This window comes from Fenollaria sporofastidiosus (assembly GCF_943169635.2).
Lineage (GTDB): Bacteria > Bacillota > Clostridia > Tissierellales > Peptoniphilaceae > Fenollaria > Fenollaria sporofastidiosus.
Genome location: NZ_OW968186.1, coordinates 904,152 through 921,499, shown reverse-complemented (window position 1 = coordinate 921,499; position 17,348 = coordinate 904,152). Strand labels below are relative to the sequence as shown.

The following is a 17,348-nucleotide window of genomic DNA, read 5'->3' as shown; positions in this document are numbered from 1 at the left end:
CCTAATTCCATCCATATTTTAGACGATTCGCGGGGCTTTAGGCATAAAAATATCTCTCAGCTCAAGCCAAGAGATATATATTAATAATAAACTTCTTCTAAGACTAGTCCCTTCGCTGGCAAGGTTGGTGCAAGTCCTCTCCTGTCACCCTCATCTATGGCTCTAGCCATCTCATCTATATCCAAGATGCCTGTGCCTACAAAGACTAGCGTGCCTGCCATGATCCTTACCATATTGTAAAGAAAGCTCTTGCCCTTTACGTCTATGTAGACGAAGTCACCGTCTTCAATGATGTCTACAGAGTGTATGGTTCTGACTGTAGTATCGACTGGGCTGCCTATTGCCATGAAGGCTCTGTAGTCCTTCTCGCCTACCATATACATAGCTGCCTTGCGCATCAAAGACGTATCAAGCTTATAAGGAAAGTTGTATGCAAAGTGCCTATCCGTAGCTCTTGCAAACTTTCTATGCTCCAAGGTGTATCTATAGTACTTGCCCTTCGATGAGAAGCGCGCGTGAAAATCATCAGCTACCTCTTCTGAACTAAGTACTCTTATGTCCTCAGGGAGTTTGTCGTTTATTGGATATATCATCTTATCGACCGGACAGACTGACTCAGTTTTAAAATTCAAGACGAAGCCTCTAGCACTGACTCCCTTGTCGGTTCTTGAGCAGCCAATAACTTTTATCTCTTCACCCAAAGCCTTGCTTATGGATGAGTTGAGTTCGTCCTCAACTGTGTGTGCATTCTCTTGTGCTTGAAAGCCTGAGTAATTTGTTCCGTCGAAATCTATAAGTAATTTTATGTTCTTCATATGAAATTAAATAGATACTTTGTCGATATTATAAACGCAAAGTAAACAAGTATTACTAGTATAGCTAATCTATCTACATTAGTATAGATAAGTGGGTTTAGCTTGCCTCTGTGCTCTCCTCCGCTGTAACATCTTGCATCCATCGCAACTGCTAGCTCGTCCGCTCTCTTAAGCGCGTTTAGGAAAAGTGGTATCATAAGCGGCAGCATCTTCTTTGCTGTCTCGATTAGGTTCTTGCCATCAAAGCTTGCACCTCTCGACTCTTGCGCCATCTTGATCTTGCTTGCCTCCTCAGCAAGTGTCGGTATGAACCTTAGTGCTATAGTCATCATCATAGCAAGTTCATGTGTAGGCACTTTGAAAACCTTAAGTGGACTCATAAGTGACTCTAATCCATCAGTTAATCTGATAGGCGATGTCGTAAGTGTTAGTAGCGATGAGCCAAGTAGTAGCAATAAAAGTCTAAACGACATGAAAAGTCCTGTGTTAAGTCCTTCGTAAGACATTGATGGCCACTTAATATTTGGAAATATTTGTCTGCCTGGCGTAAAGAATAAGTTAAAAACAAGTGTCATGATGACGATTACGCGCATAGGCTTTAGTCCTTTAAATATAATCTTTAGTGGCACCTTGCTCAAGACTATAAGCATGATTATCGATAAGCCAACAAGAGCTAGTATGCTGTATGAATCAACGAAGAATATCGCTATCATAAAAGCGAAGACGAAGATCAGCTTGACTCTTGGATCTAGTCTGTGAACAAAGCTGTCTGTAGGAAAGTATTGTCCGATTGATATGTTATTAAACATTTTTCTTCACCTCAAAATACTCTTCTATGTGCTTTCTAGCTTCTTCGACAGTCTTGACATATGGATTAAGTCCTGGATACTTCTCCTGCAAAGTAAACATAAATTCTGTTATCTCAGGTACACCAACGTCGTACTTCTTCAGTAGTTCCCTCTCTTTAACTGCTTCGTCAGTAGTCTTGTGCATGATAAGCCTTCCTTTGCTTAAGACAACTATCTCGTTTGCATAAGTAAAGACATCCTCCATGGAGTGCGAAACTAAAACTACTGTAATCTTAGACTTCTTGTATATATCGTAGATTTCATTAAGTATTTCTTCTCTAGCACGCGGATCAAGACCTGCTGTTGGCTCGTCAAGTATAAGCACCTTAGGCCTCATAGCAAGTATGCCCGCTATAGCAACACGCCTTTTTTGTCCACCCGATAGCTCAAATGGCGACCTGTCCTTGATCCATTCGTAATCAAGCTTAACATCCTCAATCGCATCCTTGACACGTATCGCCACTTCTTCATCACTTAGTCCAAGGTTCTTAGGTCCGAAGGCAACATCCTTTGCAACAGTCTCTTCAAAGAGTTGGTACTCTGGATATTGAAAGACCATGCCCACGCTCTCGCGTAGTTTGTTTAACTTGATTTCCTTTTGAGTTATATCAACACCGTCTATGATGATAGTTCCAGATGTAGGTCTAAGTAGGCCATTGAGCTGCTGCATAAATGTTGACTTACCAGAGCCTGTGTGACCAATGATACCTATAAAGCTGTGGTCCTTGATAGTAAGTGAGATATCGTCAAGCGCCTTCACCTCGAATGGTGTGTTCTTATTGTATATAAATGATAAATTTTGTATTTCAATCATAGTTTTGCCACCAATTCATCTATGCTAAGCTCGTCACCACTCACATTAAAGCCGTCTTCCTTGAGTAGATTACTTAGCTCCGTTACTTGAGGCACATCCAGGCCAAGCGAGTGCACTCTCTTGACGTCGGAGAATATCCTTCTAGGAGTGTCGTCCCACACAAGCCTTCCCTCATGCATAACCATAAGCCTATCAGACAAGACAGCCTCACTCATAAAGTGCGTGATTAGTATGATAGTCTTTTCATATTCTCTGTTTAATTTAATGATAGTGTCCATGACTTCCTTTCTGCCAACTGGATCTAGCATGGCAGTCGGTTCATCAAAGACAATGATGTTTGGGTTGATAGCAAGTATACCTGCGATGGCAAGTCTTTGTTTTTGTCCACCACTTAATAAGTTCGGTGCGTGCTTCTTATACTCCGTCATCGAAACTATCTCTAAAGCATCGTCGACCCTCTTTCTAATCTCAGGAGTCGGTAGTCCTAAGTTCTCAGGACCAAAGGCAACATCCTCTTCGACTATAGTCGCTATGATTTGATTGTCAGGGTTTTGAAAAACAAGACCTAAGTTCTGTCTTATCTCAAGAAGGTTCGCTTCGCTTTTCGTATTCATACCCATGACAGTTGCGTCGCCTTCAGTTGGAAGCAAGATGCCGTCCATAATCTTCGCTATGGTTGACTTGCCGCTGCCGTTCATACCAAGTATGGATACGAACTCGCCCTTCTTTATCTCAAAGCTGACAGAGTCCAAAGCCTTATTATCTTTTTCATTGCGATCGTAAGCAAAGCTTACATTATCAAATTTAATCATGCTATCACCTAAATTTAATAATACCATATTCCACACGATTTTACAAGATGTTTAAGCTAAGAATTGCCCTTTATGTACCTCGCCTCTCATATAGTAGTAAGCCTCCCACTATATACCACGCCTCTCATATAGTAGTAAGCTTCCAACTATATACCTCGCCTCTTATATAATCCTCTGTGTATGACTATATACATGATGAGGTATATGGTCATACTCCTTCTACTATATATGTCGTTAGCACACTTAGTTTCTTTATTTGGCTTGTAATTTCAGTTTATATGTCTAATGGTATACAATATAAGTCAAAAGTAGTATTGACATTCCAGAAATAATGGTCTATAATTGTCTTAGTCATTCAAGTAATAATAAGTATTGATTTAAGTAGATGAAAGACAGGTGAGATGATGACAAGAACGATACTACACTCCGACATGAACAACTGCTACGCATCCATAGAGAGAAGGCTCGACCCCTCACTCATTGGAAAGAGGCTCGTAGTTTGTGGCTCGGTAGAAGATAGACACTCCGTGGTTCTCGCAAAGAGCTACGAAGCAAAGGCCTTTGGTGTGAAGACGGGAGATAGCTTATATGAGGCGAAGATGAAGTGCCCTAATCTAGTTGCAGTAAGGCCACACTACGATGAGTACCTAAAATTCTCGAGGCGCGCACACCAAATTTACTACAGCTACACTAATCAAGTCGAACCCTTCGGCCTTGATGAGTGCTGGCTCGACGTAACAGGCTCCAAGACACTATTTGGAAGCGGCGAAGAGATTGCTTACAAAATCAAAGAGCGCATCAAAAAGGAGCTCGGCATCACCGTAAGCATTGGAGTGAGCTTTAACAAGATATTCGCAAAGCTTGGAAGCGACCTTAAGAAGCCAGATGCCGTAACACTCATAGCTAAAGATGACTTTAAGAGCATAGTTTGGCCGCTAGCTACAGATAAAATCATTGGCATAGGCTCTAAGACTAAGAAGAAGCTTATGTATATGGACATAAACACCCTAGGCGAGCTTGCAAAGGCAGATGTGAGCTTTTTAAGAAGAAAGCTTGGCATAAGAGGACTATATCTATGGCAGTACGCTAACGGCTACGACACAAGTGCAGTTTGTGACTACTACCACCGCGACGAGATTAAGTCCATATCCAGAGGTGTAACCACTAAGGCAGACCTACACTCCTACGATGAGGTTAAAAAAATATTCGAAGAACTCGCAATTGATGTGAGCAAAAAATTGGTCGAAGAGAATCTCAAAGCAGGCGGAGTAAGGATATCGATAAGAGACAGAAAGCTTGAGACGCTTAGTTTCCAAAAGGTCTTTACACAGACAAGCATAAGCGCACTTAGAATAAACGATATGGCGATGGAGCTCTTCAGGTCGCGCTACGACTTCAAAGAAGGCATAAGGAGCCTATGCATATCCGCGATAAACCTTACAAGGAACACAAACACCGAGCAGCTGAGTCTATTCGCCCCTAAGAAAATTGTCAAGGACGATAGACTTGAAAAAGTCTTCAATGAGATCAGAGAGAAGTTTGGAGATGACAAGATAGGCTACTTGGGACTCGAGCTTAACAATAAGATGCCTGAGAAGCCAAGCGTTGTGACCTTGCCAAGTGGCTTTAAGAATATGATATGAAATAAAGAATCCGCAAGATTAACTTGCGGATTCTTTTGCGAGAAGATTCAAAGGCTTCTTCTTTTTAGACAAATATAAATTTTTTCTTGAATAAAAAGGAGGACTTCTATACTTTGGCGTAAAAAGTCCTCTCAGTTTAAAACTAATGTTTTATTGTTTTCTATTTATCTGTTTTTTTAAAAGATATTGCTATATAAAAGCATTTCTGAATTTAAGAAGGGCAAATAATTTGATTGATTGTAATGAAGTATCTTGTCATTTTCATTATTATCCCTTCCCCCAATTTTCTCTATGAAAAATCCTAAATCATTCCTGCTTTTTCAAAATGCTTCTTCAATAGTTTCTTAGAAATTACTGCTCCAATCAACGCACAAATCGCTATAACAACAAGAAATAGTACTGAGGTCATAGGGGAAACAAGTTTAGTTAGAGTTTCCATATATTCACTGCCAAACATTTTTTCATAAGATTTAATCGTTTGCTCTGCATAGAAAAGAAATGGAACACACATTCCACCAAAACCAGCAAGAATACAAAATATTATATAACCGATTGTTAATCCTTTATAATTTTGTATTCCCTTTGTTTGTGCAATTACTATCGCAATAATTCCTGCGATTATCAAACTAATTATATATGGTGGATAAAAGCTTATAATTCCTGTAAGTATGCAGAACAATAAAATCATCCACGGATTTTTTGTTTTAAAAGGTACTAAGAAATAAGCAATAGCTCCAATAATTGCCCATATTGGAACAGCCAATAACATTGTATATGGCGTTACGAACAAAAAGGTTAATACTCTGTATAAAACCTGTGAGCATAACACCATTAGTGCTGTAATAATTAAATCTTTAATTTGAAATTTCTTTTTTTCTTCCATAATCATTCTCCTTATTTTTAAATATTTTTTATTTTCATAATGATGATAGTTATATAAAATACAATCATTATTACTAGCAATAACATATCAAGCATACGAAATTTGACTTCTGTATAACTAGTTTTTTTGCACGAAACTCCAAGTCCTCGTGTCTCAACAGATGCCGACAACTCAGTTGCAGTACATAACATTCGCATTAACATAGGAATCAACATCATTTCATAAATTTTAAATGGATGTTTTAAAAATCCAAGGAAGGAAATATCAATCCCTCTCGTTTTAATTCCCTGCCTTATACAAATAAAATCATGTTTCAAGGTAGGAAAAAATCTTAATATAACAGCCAATGGAATGTTGATATAGTATGGGATTTTCATATTTTGCAAGGAAGCTAATACTTCAGATACATCACTTGTCCTACTCATATTAATAGCCGCAAATGTCAATGTTGCAAAGGGAAGGATAAAGTAGTGTATTGTTGTTGAAATAAATAAAGGACTTATTTCTGCTAGCATAAACAACACTACATATAAAACTAAGAATTTAAAACAAGTTTTGTAAATTCCACTTATCATTCCATATGCAAATACTGACAAAAAAAGTAGAACTTCATACTTTTTACCAGCCAATGTAAATACTAAAATCCCTATAATTAAAACTTGTAACAACTTAATCCTCGGATCATATCTTATTCCATTTTGTTTGCAAGATTTATTCATTCTTCATATCTCTCATTCTGTAATAAAAATTTTTTTACCGTTTCAAAATCATCACTACTCTTTAAGCTGATGCTTTTAATGATAGTATTGTTCTCTATAAACACTGCTTTACTTGCTACTTTACTTAAAAACTCTAAATCATGAGAAATAACAAAAATCAGTTTTCCCTTTTTGCGAAGATAATTTATTGCTTCCGATACACCTTTCATGTTCTCATAATCAAGTCCACTGGTTGGCTCATCAAAAATCAGAATTTTTTTATTTGAAGCTATAGCAGCTGCAATAGTAACTCGCTGCTTTTGCCCTCCTGATAAACTTTGCGGATGTCTATTTCTGAATGATGAAATATTCAATAAAGTCATGGCATTTTCTATTTTTTCATCATTTTGCTTAATACTATTCATAGAACTAAGCATCAGTTCGGAAACGACAGAATCAGAGTAAAGTTGATAATCTGCATCCTGCATCACAAAATATACATTTTTGTATAATTCTTTTTGCTTTACAAATTTACCATCAATGTAAAATTGTCCACTTTTTGCTTTTAGTAAACCCGACATTATTTTTCCTAATGTCGTTTTGCCATTTCCATTGTGTCCAACTATAGCTACTGTTTCACCAAAATTTCCTTCTAAATTACAATTATTTAAAATCGAATTATTTGCATTATACGAAAATGATAAATTCTCCACCTTAAAGTCTGATTGTTGCTTACTAATAGGTGCATTGTTCTTTAAGCCATACTTGATATTGCTCAAATTAAATGTTCTAAGTTTATATGTTTGAAGATCCGTTTCATCCAAATTTTCAATATCATCGTGATTTAGTTGCCTATCAATTTCTCCATCTTTCATTATCAAGCATTTATCTACCAAATTTTTTAAGTAGAACAATCTATGCTCTGAAACAATCACTGTATGTCCTTGTTTCTTTAAGCTTTCCATTATTTCCTTCAATTTAAGAATCGAAGGAATATCTAAATTTGCAGATGGCTCATCGAAAACATAAATCTTAGGACTCAAGGTTTTTGCAGCTATAATCGCTATCTTCTGTTTTTCACCACTAGATAAAGAAAACATATCCCTATCCATAAGATTTTCAGCTTCAAAATCGTGAAACGAACAATTTACTCTATCTATCATTTCATCTCTATCTACTCCATAATTCTCAAGAGCAAATGCCACTTCATTGGTACTATTCGTCGTAAAAAATTGACTTCGTGGATTTTGAAATATAGAAGCAATATTTTTACCCATTTCTCCGGGAGTAACAGTCCTTATATCATCTCCTATTACTTTCACGCTTCCAGTCAAAATTCCTTCAAAGAAATGAGGAATCAAGCCATTTATCAATCTTGTAACAGTTGTTTTTCCCGAACCAGATTGTCCGGTAAGCAATACAAATTCCCCTTCTTGAATTTTAAGATTTATATTCTTTAGACACCCTTCTTTTTGTGTCCCATAGCTGAAGCTCACATTCTCAAAATCAATAACTACATTTTCCATTTCATCACCTATATTTGCCAGCCAATAGATTGTTTTTTAATTTCAATGAAATGTTTATATACTCCATCTTGACTAATTAGTTCCTTATGATTCCCTTGTTGTACAATTTCCCCTTTGTCAATAACAATAATTTGATCTGCTTCTCTTACCGTAGATAATCTATGTGCAATGCTAATGAGAGTTTTATTTTTTGTTAACTCATTAATTGCACTAATTAGTATATGCTCGTTTTCAGGATCTACACTTGAAGTTGCTTCATCAAGAATAATAATTGGAGCATCCTTAAGAATTGCTCGTGCAATTGAAATTCTCTGTTTTTCTCCACCGGATAATGTTGTTCCGCCTTCTCCAACAACAGTGTTGTATCCGTCACTAAGGCTTGTTATAAAATCGTGGCAACAAGCTTTCTTACAAGCCTTAACCACCTCATCATGTGTAGCATTAGGATTTCCAAATTTTATATTATTTTCAATCGTATCATTAAATAAATAAACCTTTTGAAATACCATACTGATATTTTTTAATAAGCTTTCCGAAGTAAAATCCTTAACATTATGTCCACCAATAAGAACTTCACCCTCCTTGACATCCCAAAATCTTGCTATCAGATTACATAGCGTTGTTTTCCCTGAACCTGAAGCACCCACGATAGCCAAACTGCTATTAGACTTTATTTGCAAGTTTATATTGTTCAAAATCTCCCTTTCTCCATAGCCGAAACAAACATCTTTCAATTCAATATCATAGGAATCCAAATCAATCTCTTTTCCACCATCATCAAGTGAAGGTATGTCCGAAATATATTCCAATCGGTTAAGCTGCGTTGCGAGCATTCTGCTTAAAAAAGCTCCATCGCTGACCAACTCCAATTCCAAAAAAATCAGAAAGGCAGATACTATAAACATCAGTGCATATGAAAGTGGAATTTGTGAATTCATATATAAAACCGTAGCAACAAGCACTAAGGCACAACTTGCTACCTTGAAAATCATTTCATATAATTTCATTAAATAAGCTGAACCTTCATTGACCTCTATATCAACTTCGCATTTCCTCATAAAAGCTTTTTCAACTTTATTTTTTCCATCAGTCCCTTTCTTAAATGAACGAAGCACTGAAATTCCTCTGATATATTCAATTGCTTCTGTAACTAATATTTCCTGCGAATCTTGCATAATAGGAGAATATTTTTCAGTTTTCTTTGTGATTAATTTAAGAACAACTATCCCAAGGATTATCGCAATTAAAGACACCATCCCTACTGGAAAACAAAAGATTAATAACATGATTGTCATAGTTAGAGCTTGAAAAAATCCACCAACAATAAAGTTCATCGCAAGCATTGCCATAGCTTCTAAGTCGGAAATAGTTGTCGTTAAAACAGCTTGAATTGTCCCTAAGTTTTTTTCTGAAAAATATCCCATCGGAGCTTTCTTTAATTTTTCGCCTATTTCAATTCTTTTATCCTTAAAAATCTCATAGCCTGAAGCACTAAGTTTTCTATCGCAAAGATACTGAAATATGAATCTGCCGAATATACTCACAACTATAATCGCTGTTGCCTGCATAATAATAGTCATATTCATCTGTTCAAGATTAATCATAATCAATAAAACCGCCAACAACATCAAAGAAACAAAAAATGATTTTAATCCACTAAATATAAGACCAAGGATTACATTTTTTCGATATTTCCCTGATGTTTTTAATATTCGTTTTACAATCGTAATCATTTAAATCGCCTCCTTTTCATCATCTAATCCGCCCACATAATTTTTCCACAAGGAAGCATATACTCCATCTTTTTTTACAAGATTATCATGAGTTCCATTCTCTACAATTTCCCCATCTTTCATAACAAGGATTGTATCAGCATTTCTAATAGTAGATAGTCTGTGAGCGACCACGATAAGAGTCTTTCCTTTAATAAGATTGTTGATTGCACTTTGAATCAAATACTCATTCTCAGGGTCTGCAAAAGCCGTTGCTTCATCTAAAATAATGACTTTAGCTTGTTTTAACATGGCTCTTGCAATCGTAATTCTTTGCCTTTCTCCACCAGACAAAGAACCTCCTGCATCACCGACTTTTGTGTCATATCCATCTTCAAGTTCCATAATGAAATTGTGGCAAGATGCTGCTTTTGCAGCTTCAATGATTTCATCATCACTTGCATTTGGATTTCCCATTTTAATATTTTCTTTTATGCTTGTATTAAATAAAAAATTATCTTGAGCAACATAGCTTATCTCACTTGTTAGCTGTTCAAATGGAATTTCAGAAATTTTTTTACCGCCATAAATTATCTTACCTGCTGTTGGATCCCAAAAGCCAGCCATTAACTTTGCTATAGTTGATTTTCCGGATCCTGAGCTGCCAACCAGTGCCGTTACTGTATTTGGTTTTAATTCAAAACTGATATTCTTTAATACAAGTTCTTTATCATAAGCAAACGAAACATTTTCAAAACGATACAGCGTATTATCAAGAACTACTCTCTCTGTTGGTCTTTTAAGTTCATCTTTCGATAAAAATTCATCTATCACATCTAAACTCGCCTTAACCATACTGAATTGCTCCGAATACTTTCCGATTTTCATTAAATGCGCAATAAAGCCGATAGGTAAGATAATACACACAATGAAATTTGATAGAGATATTTGAGAATTCATATATAAATATGCACCAACTGGCAAAGTGCCTAAAAGTGTTGACGGCATAACCGCTTGAACAAATGCTGACCATAACCAGCTTTGTTTCCACCAAGCAAGGGTACTATCATGGAAAAATTGAATTGCACTCGTAAATTTTTCATATGAAGATGTACTATGATTAAAAGCTTTTATAACCTCAATGCCATTAACATATTCAACCAATGTGCTATTCATATTATTTTGAGCTGTAGTATAAGTTTTGCTTCTAGACTCATAATCTTTCATCATCCCTATATATCCAAGCATTCCCAAAGGAATTGTAAGTAACGAAGCCAAGCCCATCCTATAGTCCAAAACAAAAATTAAAACTAAAAATAAAACAGGAGATACTATACTCGATGTTATCTCCGGCATAAAATGTGCCATTGAATCCTCTAACTTCGATACTATATCTACAATTAAATTCTTAAATTTGCCTATGGGAGTATCTATCATTACCCCCATAGGTACTCTTAACATTTTTTCTGCAACTAAGCTTCTTATATTTTTCAAAATGTGAAATGTTGCTTTGTGTGAAGTCATTGTTGAATACAAAGTGAAAATGCCTTTTAAAATTTGTCCACCTAAAGCTACAAGAGTTATAGAAAGCACTGTTTGAAATGACAGATCTGACTGATAAATTTTTTCTATCATTTTAGCTATGGCTAAAAAGGGAATCATTCCAAATACTTCCCCTATGATCGCTAACAAAATTGATTTGTATAATTGTATTTTCTCGCTACCAGCATATTTAAATAACTCTGAAATAGCACTTTTATTTTTATTTTCCAAGAATAAAGCCTCCCTTCATTCGACAATTAAGTTAGCGTTCGCTAACCTCAAGGCTAAAAATTATTAATTGTATTTCTTCATTAAACCTTGCCAACCATAATATTGAAAAACAACAATGCTTCTAATATATTCACTAACATTATCATGTGGTATATCGTGAAGAACGCACTCGCATAAGGATGTGATATATCCTTTTGTAATAACATGAACTTCAAACTCTTTAATTTCTGTGTTGATTTGCTCTTGTTTAGCATTAAAATGAATAAGCTTCATGTTTTTAGCTGTATATCTTTCAGTAATATCCTCAATAAAGTTTTCCACTTTAGACCCTTTGCTACATGCAAAGATCAGCTTAAAGTTATCAAAATGTGCATACATATAATCAACAAATAGCATTGTTTCCAGAAATAAATTTTCTATAATCGCTTCATCATCGACTGAATCAGATTCTATTTGAATAGTTTTATGTTCACTCCTTTTTTCAACATCAGAAACAATAGCTAGCGTATAATTATATTCCTCTTCAATTAGAGCAAAAAATAATGCTTCCTTGTTTTTGAAATGACGATAAATCGCTCCTGTAGTTACATTTGCCAATTTAGCAATTTCAGCTACCTGTGCTTTCTCAAAGCCCTTATCTAAAAACTCCTCTTTCGCGCATTCTAAAATTCTATTTTTCGTTATATCAGAGCAATATGACATGTATTTTCTCCTCTCATTTTTCAAGTTTTGATAATTAGATTATCTTTGATAATTATATTATCACTTTTCATTTTTTTTGTCAAGATAATTTATAATAACAAGTGCAACACACCACAAATTAAAAAAGTTCATATTTACTGCTCATGATATAATGAGTAAAAAAGATAGACTCTCAACGAGCCTATCTTTCTGCTTAAATATTAATTTGGAGGTTTTTTGAAGTGTATTTTATCCGCATTCTTATAAATATTCGGATACTTAATAAGTGAAAATGCTAGTGACATTAATCTCATTGAACACACTCCTTTTATTGATTTAAAAATTTCTACAAGTATATTATAAGTCATATCATGTGTTTTTACGCTTAAGTTCTTGTAAAATTTATGTAAATTTTACTTTTATGTTGAATAAAATTTTTGTCTATTGTATAATTAAATTAAGAAGGGGGCTTATTTATGGACGAGAAATACAGTAAAAAATCGTTGTTCTTTTATTTAAAGATAGTTGCATTCGGTGTCATTTTGTATGTGGCGCTTTCGAATTTGAAGTCTTTGTGGTCGCACTTAAACTTCTTCTTAAGCATCATCACGCCGTTCTTGGCAGGTGGCTTTGCTGCCTTCATACTTAATATACCGCTTAAACTGTTTGAGGAGAAAATTTTTGGCAAGTGGAGACCAAAGAAAATTGGTTTCAAACGCGGTATATCCATGCTCCTAACTATATGCATACTCATCGGCGTTATGTTCCTACTTGGCTACATCGTTGCGCCTCGTGTGCAAGAGTCCCTTATTAGTGTTGCAGAAAAGCTTCCTGAGTTTGAAGATCAACTTGTTAAGCTGCCTATACTTAAGGAGTACGAAGAGAACATCCGCGAATTCTTCTCTAAGCTCAACATCGACAGTGCACAGAGAGCTCTTATGAACTACTTTAAAAATGCAAACGCGGACCTATTCAACACTGTTGTTAAAAGGGTCGGCTCGGTATTAAACACTTTATTTGCTGTGTTTATGGGCTTCACCTTTGCAATATATGCGCTGCTATCTAAGGAAGACTTATCTAGAAAGACGAAGGAGCTACTATACTCTGCCTTCTCTGAAAGCTTGGCTGATAAGTTTGTTAGATTTGGGGAGATAGTTTTTGACAACTTCTACAACTTCTTCACAGGACAATTCATTGAGGCTCTTGCTCTTGGTTCAATGTGCTTTGTTGGCATGCTGATATTTAAGTTCCCATTTGCTCCTGCGATATCCATCATCGTAGGTCTTGGTGCCTTGGTGCCAATACTAGGAGCCTACATCGGTGTCATAACTGGCGCACTTCTAATACTACTTCAATCGCCATTTAAGGCTTTGATGTTTGTGGTCTTTATGTTATGCTTGCAACAGTTTGACGGCAACGTCACTTACCCACGTATAGTTGGTAACAAGGTAGGTTTACCTCCGATGTTTGTCATAGTCGCTATCACTGTAGGCGGTGCGCTCTTCGGTGTCATAGGTATGATACTCTTTGTACCACTGTTCTCGACTATATATACACTGCTTACTATATACAAGAACAAGCAGCTTAAGAAAAAAGGTATAGATATAAAAACGAAATAATATATAAGGATGCACTTCATACTTGGAGTGCATTTTTTATGCGGGGCATATATCTACTATCTTATTCAGACATATATTAACAAAGTTTAGTGCAAATAAACTTTTTCTTACTTATTACTAAGTTTTTTATCAATATCTATTGTACAAGGCTTCAAACTGTGCTACAATATATTTACACGCATATATCATTCTGATATATTGTCTAATTGTGATAGTGGAGATGAAGCTATGAATACTTTTAAAAACTTAATCCAATCCTATGTCAGTGAAAAAATCGAAAGTCCTAAACAATTCCCAAGGCTTGGCGAAACATATCTAATAAACAAAGAAAATATTAAGGGCTACTACTGGTTCTACGAAAGTGATGACTTTATCTTTGATATTCATGATTTGAAGATGCTTGATGACATCGTATATAAGGACGCACCTGATGTCTCAATGCACTACTGTATATCGTCGACTTTCATCATATCTGCCTCGGGCGAAACTTTCTACCCTTATCAAGTGGTTGAGCCAAGAACTATATATATAATGGATAGGTCAAGGCCTGTGTCTAAGTATGTCTTGCACAAGAACTCTAGATATAGTGCTGTGAGCTTAAAGATTAAAGAGGGCTTCCTTGATGATGATTTTTATAAGACGAATAATCTTAATAAAACAAAAATCCCTTCCACCTTTGTAGAGACTAAGGGAATGGTAGCTAAAAAGATTGAAAAGATAGCGACGGAGATACTTAAGTGCAAGCTTGACGAAGATAGCGCAAAAGTATTCTTCGAAGAAAAAGCTAAGGAATGGATAGCCATCTCGCTTAGTGCCTTAGCTGATGAAAAAGGAGATGTAAAGCTAGCACCAGATGATGACAGATCCATCACTAACGTAGCAAAGTATATAGAGGATCACTTCTCTATGAACTTTAAGGAGGAGCTTCTTTCAAAGATCGCCATGATGAGCCCAACCAAGCTTAAGTACACTTTTAAGAAGAAGTACGGCATGAGTATAACTGAGTTCACACAAAGAAAAAGGATGAATGTAGCGGAGAACCTAATACTAACAACCGACCTTGACGCTAAGTCCATAGCAAAGTCTGTTGGCTACTCATCACAAAGTAGGTTCACAACGCTTTATAAGAGATACAAAGGCTGCCTTCCATCGCAACTTATGAAAATCAAAAATTAAATAATAATGAAAAATGCACTTCATATGAGGTGCATTTCTTTATATATAGATTAACTTGTCTTACTTAAGAAAGTCTAATAATTTCTTTGCATACTCTTGTGGCTCTTCGTGCAAGAATTGGCCATGTCCCTTGCCTTCTATGATCATACTCTCCATCTGTGGTAAGTATTGCGCTAGGACCTCCTCACTCTTCTTCGGCACCGCCTCTTCACTACCCCTTAAAAACAAAACAGGCTTAGTGTAATTTTTAAGCTCATCTGATACTTGGTAGTGATACAGACTCTTGCATGCGTCTAATATAGTCTTCTTAGTGATATTTGCATACATCATTTCACTCACGCTGTCGTTGCCCTTGCCCATAAAGTAGTCAAGCATAAACTTTGGTATGAACTTTCCCTTTTTGATCCTATCAGTACCTATAGCAAATGCATAGGCGAACGGCTTTGCCATAAGACCCATCTCTATAGTGATGGCGGCATCAAGTATAAGCCTTTGAGCCCTTATTTTGCCCCTTGTAATAAGATCTACAGCCATGGTCGCTCCCATCGAAAAGCCGCACAGACCATAAACTTCGCCAGATAAATTTTTCACAATATAATCTTCGATTCTCTCTATGCACTCCTTCATGGAGAAGATATCTTTGTCACTTTCATCATAATGACAGTCAAGCTCACATAAAACAACGTAATAATCACTTAAATATGGCAAAAGTGCTCCAAAGCATAGCTTCGCAGTCGATGCAAGACCGTGAATAAAGACTAAGGACTTATTGTTTTTATCGCCGTAAGTAATGTAGTTCATACTGACTCCTTTCTTGACTATATTATAGCACAAATAAAAAAGAAGGCACATATCAATTTATATGATTGTGCCCCTTGATATTATTTATTTTCGTATTTTAAAATTTTCTTAGATAGATACAAGGATATCAAGATCTCCGCAGCTGCAAAGACTACTAATAAGCTTAAATCATGAGCATTTATAAACCTTAAGTTGTTTGACTCGATTGCCAAAAAGCTTAGTCCAACTATTTTGAGTGCCCTATACGCAGTTCCCAAGCCTAGTATTGTAAATATACTAGAGAGAAGAACTATGATGCCGAAGGATTTGATCCTTATGGCAAGTGCACTGAAGATTGCTATGATTGGAAGTGATAAAAGTATGCTCATCGCTATATAGTAAATATATATGCTAAAGTTTATACTCGCAAAATTTGCTATAAATTTTCCTCCTAAATAAAAAAGCAAGAAGAAATATATTTGGCATAGACTTACTATAATGAAAGCTAAAAGCATCTTTGCTAATACAAAGGATATGTTCTTCTTTGGACTTAGTCTTATAAATTTAAGTCCTGCCTTGTGCTCTACTGACCACAAGCTTGCTACGACGATTGCAATTAAAGGTATATAGAAGAACGAAAAGTAGAATAAACTTACTTGTGCCCACAGACTTTGCCACTCGTGCGTTAGTGAAGCCTTGTTACCCATGTAGTTTATAAGTCCAAAAGCGTTGGCTAATAAGGGTATTATGAGGCTTACTAGCAATATGTTTATAAATTTTATCTTTTTTAATTCTAATTTTAACATTTTTCCTCCTAGTCCTTCCATAAATTATATGATTTCATTGTCTTTATATAAATTATCATAAGCACTAAAAATGCAAAAGCAATGATTAATGTGTAGAAATTTATTGGGTTTAGAACTTGAATAAACTTTTCATTTTCTAGCACATAAGAAACATTTAAAAGGCTTGCCATCCATGCAAAGGGGTTGATAAATGACAGTGCTTTAGATGTTAGCATGGTGATGATACCTGTAAGTCCACCTATTATTGAAATAAACGATAAAGTGTAGACTTTTTTTGTCTTCATCTCCACTATCATAAAAAATCCCAAGAAAAATAAATTTATTATCAGAGCTGATAAGTTAACTAGAACAAATCTTAAGAGCATTTCGCTACTCATACTGAAATTTGCTGATTTTCTTGCGAGTAAGATAAAGAATAGAGCTTCAAGTGCTTGCAGTATAATTAATTTTAACGATAAATTTTTAAATTTATTTATAAGTATGTGGTTAACTTTCTCTCCAAGCATAATTTGAATCTTCCACATATTATTTTTTTCTTCAATCTCTATAACTTTTTTAACAAGAGACGAGATCAGTATTGGGTTAATCAGTAGCGATATGAATAAATACGTGTCTAGGATGTAGGCAAGTGGATATGCCCCTTCCGCGAACGATTTCGAGTGACTAACACCTGCTACCATCAGCATTTGAGCGATGAACACTACTATTATTAAGAAATTTGTTCCAAGTCTTTTATATTTTTTCCTCTCTAAGTTTTTCATC

16 protein-coding genes are annotated in these 17,348 nt (G+C 35.6%); 3 read left to right on the top strand and 13 right to left on the bottom strand.

Annotated elements, in window-relative coordinates:
• Nucleotides 1-80 precede the first annotated feature (80 nt).
• Genes truA through KO172_RS04435 form a run of 4 tightly spaced genes read right to left on the bottom strand, consistent with a single transcriptional unit; the run spans nucleotide 81 to nucleotide 3,289 of the window.
• Nucleotides 81-815, bottom strand: a complete 735-nt coding sequence (gene truA, locus KO172_RS04450; protein WP_215492318.1) for a tRNA pseudouridine(38-40) synthase TruA — start codon at nucleotides 813-815, stop codon at nucleotides 81-83.
• Nucleotides 812-1,624 carry an energy-coupling factor transporter transmembrane component T family protein gene (locus tag KO172_RS04445; protein WP_215492317.1) on the bottom strand — a complete coding sequence of 271 codons (813 nt, stop codon included), beginning with the start codon at nucleotides 1,622-1,624 and terminating at the stop codon, nucleotides 812-814. Before KO172_RS04445 ends, truA begins: the two co-directional genes overlap by 4 nt.
• Nucleotides 1,617-2,477 carry an energy-coupling factor transporter ATPase gene (locus tag KO172_RS04440; protein ID WP_215492316.1) on the bottom strand — a complete coding sequence of 287 codons (861 nt, stop codon included), beginning with the start codon at nucleotides 2,475-2,477 and terminating at the stop codon, nucleotides 1,617-1,619. Before KO172_RS04440 ends, KO172_RS04445 begins: the two co-directional genes overlap by 8 nt.
• Nucleotides 2,474-3,289, bottom strand: a complete 816-nt coding sequence (locus tag KO172_RS04435; RefSeq protein WP_251320119.1) for an energy-coupling factor transporter ATPase — start codon at nucleotides 3,287-3,289, stop codon at nucleotides 2,474-2,476. The genes KO172_RS04440 and KO172_RS04435 overlap by 4 nt, the downstream gene beginning before the upstream one ends.
• Before the next feature lie 401 nt (nucleotides 3,290-3,690).
• Between KO172_RS04435 and dinB the strand changes: the two genes are divergently transcribed.
• Nucleotides 3,691-4,932, top strand: coding sequence for a DNA polymerase IV (dinB, locus tag KO172_RS04430; protein WP_251320118.1), 1,242 nt, complete (start codon nucleotides 3,691-3,693; stop codon nucleotides 4,930-4,932).
• Nucleotides 4,933-5,233: 301 nt separating this feature from the next.
• On the opposite strand, the gene KO172_RS04425 is transcribed toward dinB, so the two are convergent.
• The 6 genes from KO172_RS04425 to KO172_RS04400 all read right to left on the bottom strand — a co-directional run bounded on the left by KO172_RS04425 (nucleotide 5,234) and on the right by KO172_RS04400 (nucleotide 12,226).
• Nucleotides 5,234-5,815, bottom strand: a complete 582-nt coding sequence (locus KO172_RS04425) for an MptD family putative ECF transporter S component (protein WP_215492314.1) — start codon at nucleotides 5,813-5,815, stop codon at nucleotides 5,234-5,236.
• A gap of 17 nt (nucleotides 5,816-5,832) precedes the next feature.
• A complete protein-coding gene (locus KO172_RS04420) occupies nucleotides 5,833-6,534 on the bottom strand; it encodes an energy-coupling factor transporter transmembrane component T family protein (protein WP_070599250.1) in 702 nt (233 codons plus the stop codon).
• Nucleotides 6,531-8,039 (bottom strand): ABC transporter ATP-binding protein, encoded by a 1,509-nt coding sequence (locus KO172_RS04415; protein WP_215492313.1) that lies wholly within the window; start codon nucleotides 8,037-8,039, stop codon nucleotides 6,531-6,533. Before KO172_RS04415 ends, KO172_RS04420 begins: the two co-directional genes overlap by 4 nt.
• Before the next feature lie 8 nt (nucleotides 8,040-8,047).
• The gene (locus KO172_RS04410) at nucleotides 8,048-9,772 is read right to left on the bottom strand and encodes an ABC transporter ATP-binding protein (protein ID WP_215492312.1); all 1,725 of its coding nucleotides are present in this window, start codon (nucleotides 9,770-9,772) and stop codon (nucleotides 8,048-8,050) included.
• Nucleotides 9,773-11,524: an ABC transporter ATP-binding protein gene (locus tag KO172_RS04405; protein ID WP_215492311.1), complete on the bottom strand. Its 1,752-nt coding sequence runs from the start codon at nucleotides 11,522-11,524 to the stop codon at nucleotides 9,773-9,775. It lies immediately after the preceding gene.
• Between the two features lie 63 nt (nucleotides 11,525-11,587).
• Nucleotides 11,588-12,226 carry a TetR/AcrR family transcriptional regulator gene (locus KO172_RS04400; protein ID WP_215492310.1) on the bottom strand — a complete coding sequence of 213 codons (639 nt, stop codon included), beginning with the start codon at nucleotides 12,224-12,226 and terminating at the stop codon, nucleotides 11,588-11,590.
• A gap of 455 nt (nucleotides 12,227-12,681) precedes the next feature.
• Here KO172_RS04400 and KO172_RS04395 point away from each other — a divergent pair, with 455 nt between their 5' ends.
• Nucleotides 12,682-13,824 (top strand): AI-2E family transporter, encoded by a 1,143-nt coding sequence (locus KO172_RS04395; protein ID WP_215492309.1) that lies wholly within the window; start codon nucleotides 12,682-12,684, stop codon nucleotides 13,822-13,824.
• Nucleotides 13,825-14,052: 228 nt separating this feature from the next.
• A complete protein-coding gene (locus KO172_RS04390; protein WP_215492308.1) occupies nucleotides 14,053-15,000 on the top strand; it encodes a helix-turn-helix domain-containing protein in 948 nt (315 codons plus the stop codon).
• Nucleotides 15,001-15,060: 60 nt separating this feature from the next.
• On the opposite strand, the gene KO172_RS04385 is transcribed toward KO172_RS04390, so the two are convergent.
• From KO172_RS04385 to KO172_RS04375, 3 genes are all read right to left on the bottom strand, one after another.
• Nucleotides 15,061-15,801 (bottom strand): alpha/beta fold hydrolase, encoded by a 741-nt coding sequence (locus KO172_RS04385; protein WP_215492307.1) that lies wholly within the window; start codon nucleotides 15,799-15,801, stop codon nucleotides 15,061-15,063.
• A gap of 80 nt (nucleotides 15,802-15,881) precedes the next feature.
• Nucleotides 15,882-16,586 carry an ABC transporter permease gene (locus KO172_RS04380; RefSeq protein ID WP_215492306.1) on the bottom strand — a complete coding sequence of 235 codons (705 nt, stop codon included), beginning with the start codon at nucleotides 16,584-16,586 and terminating at the stop codon, nucleotides 15,882-15,884.
• Between the two features lie 8 nt (nucleotides 16,587-16,594).
• Nucleotides 16,595-17,347 carry an ABC-2 transporter permease family protein gene (locus KO172_RS04375; protein ID WP_251320117.1) on the bottom strand — a complete coding sequence of 251 codons (753 nt, stop codon included), beginning with the start codon at nucleotides 17,345-17,347 and terminating at the stop codon, nucleotides 16,595-16,597.
• Nucleotide 17,348: the final 1 nt, after the last annotated feature.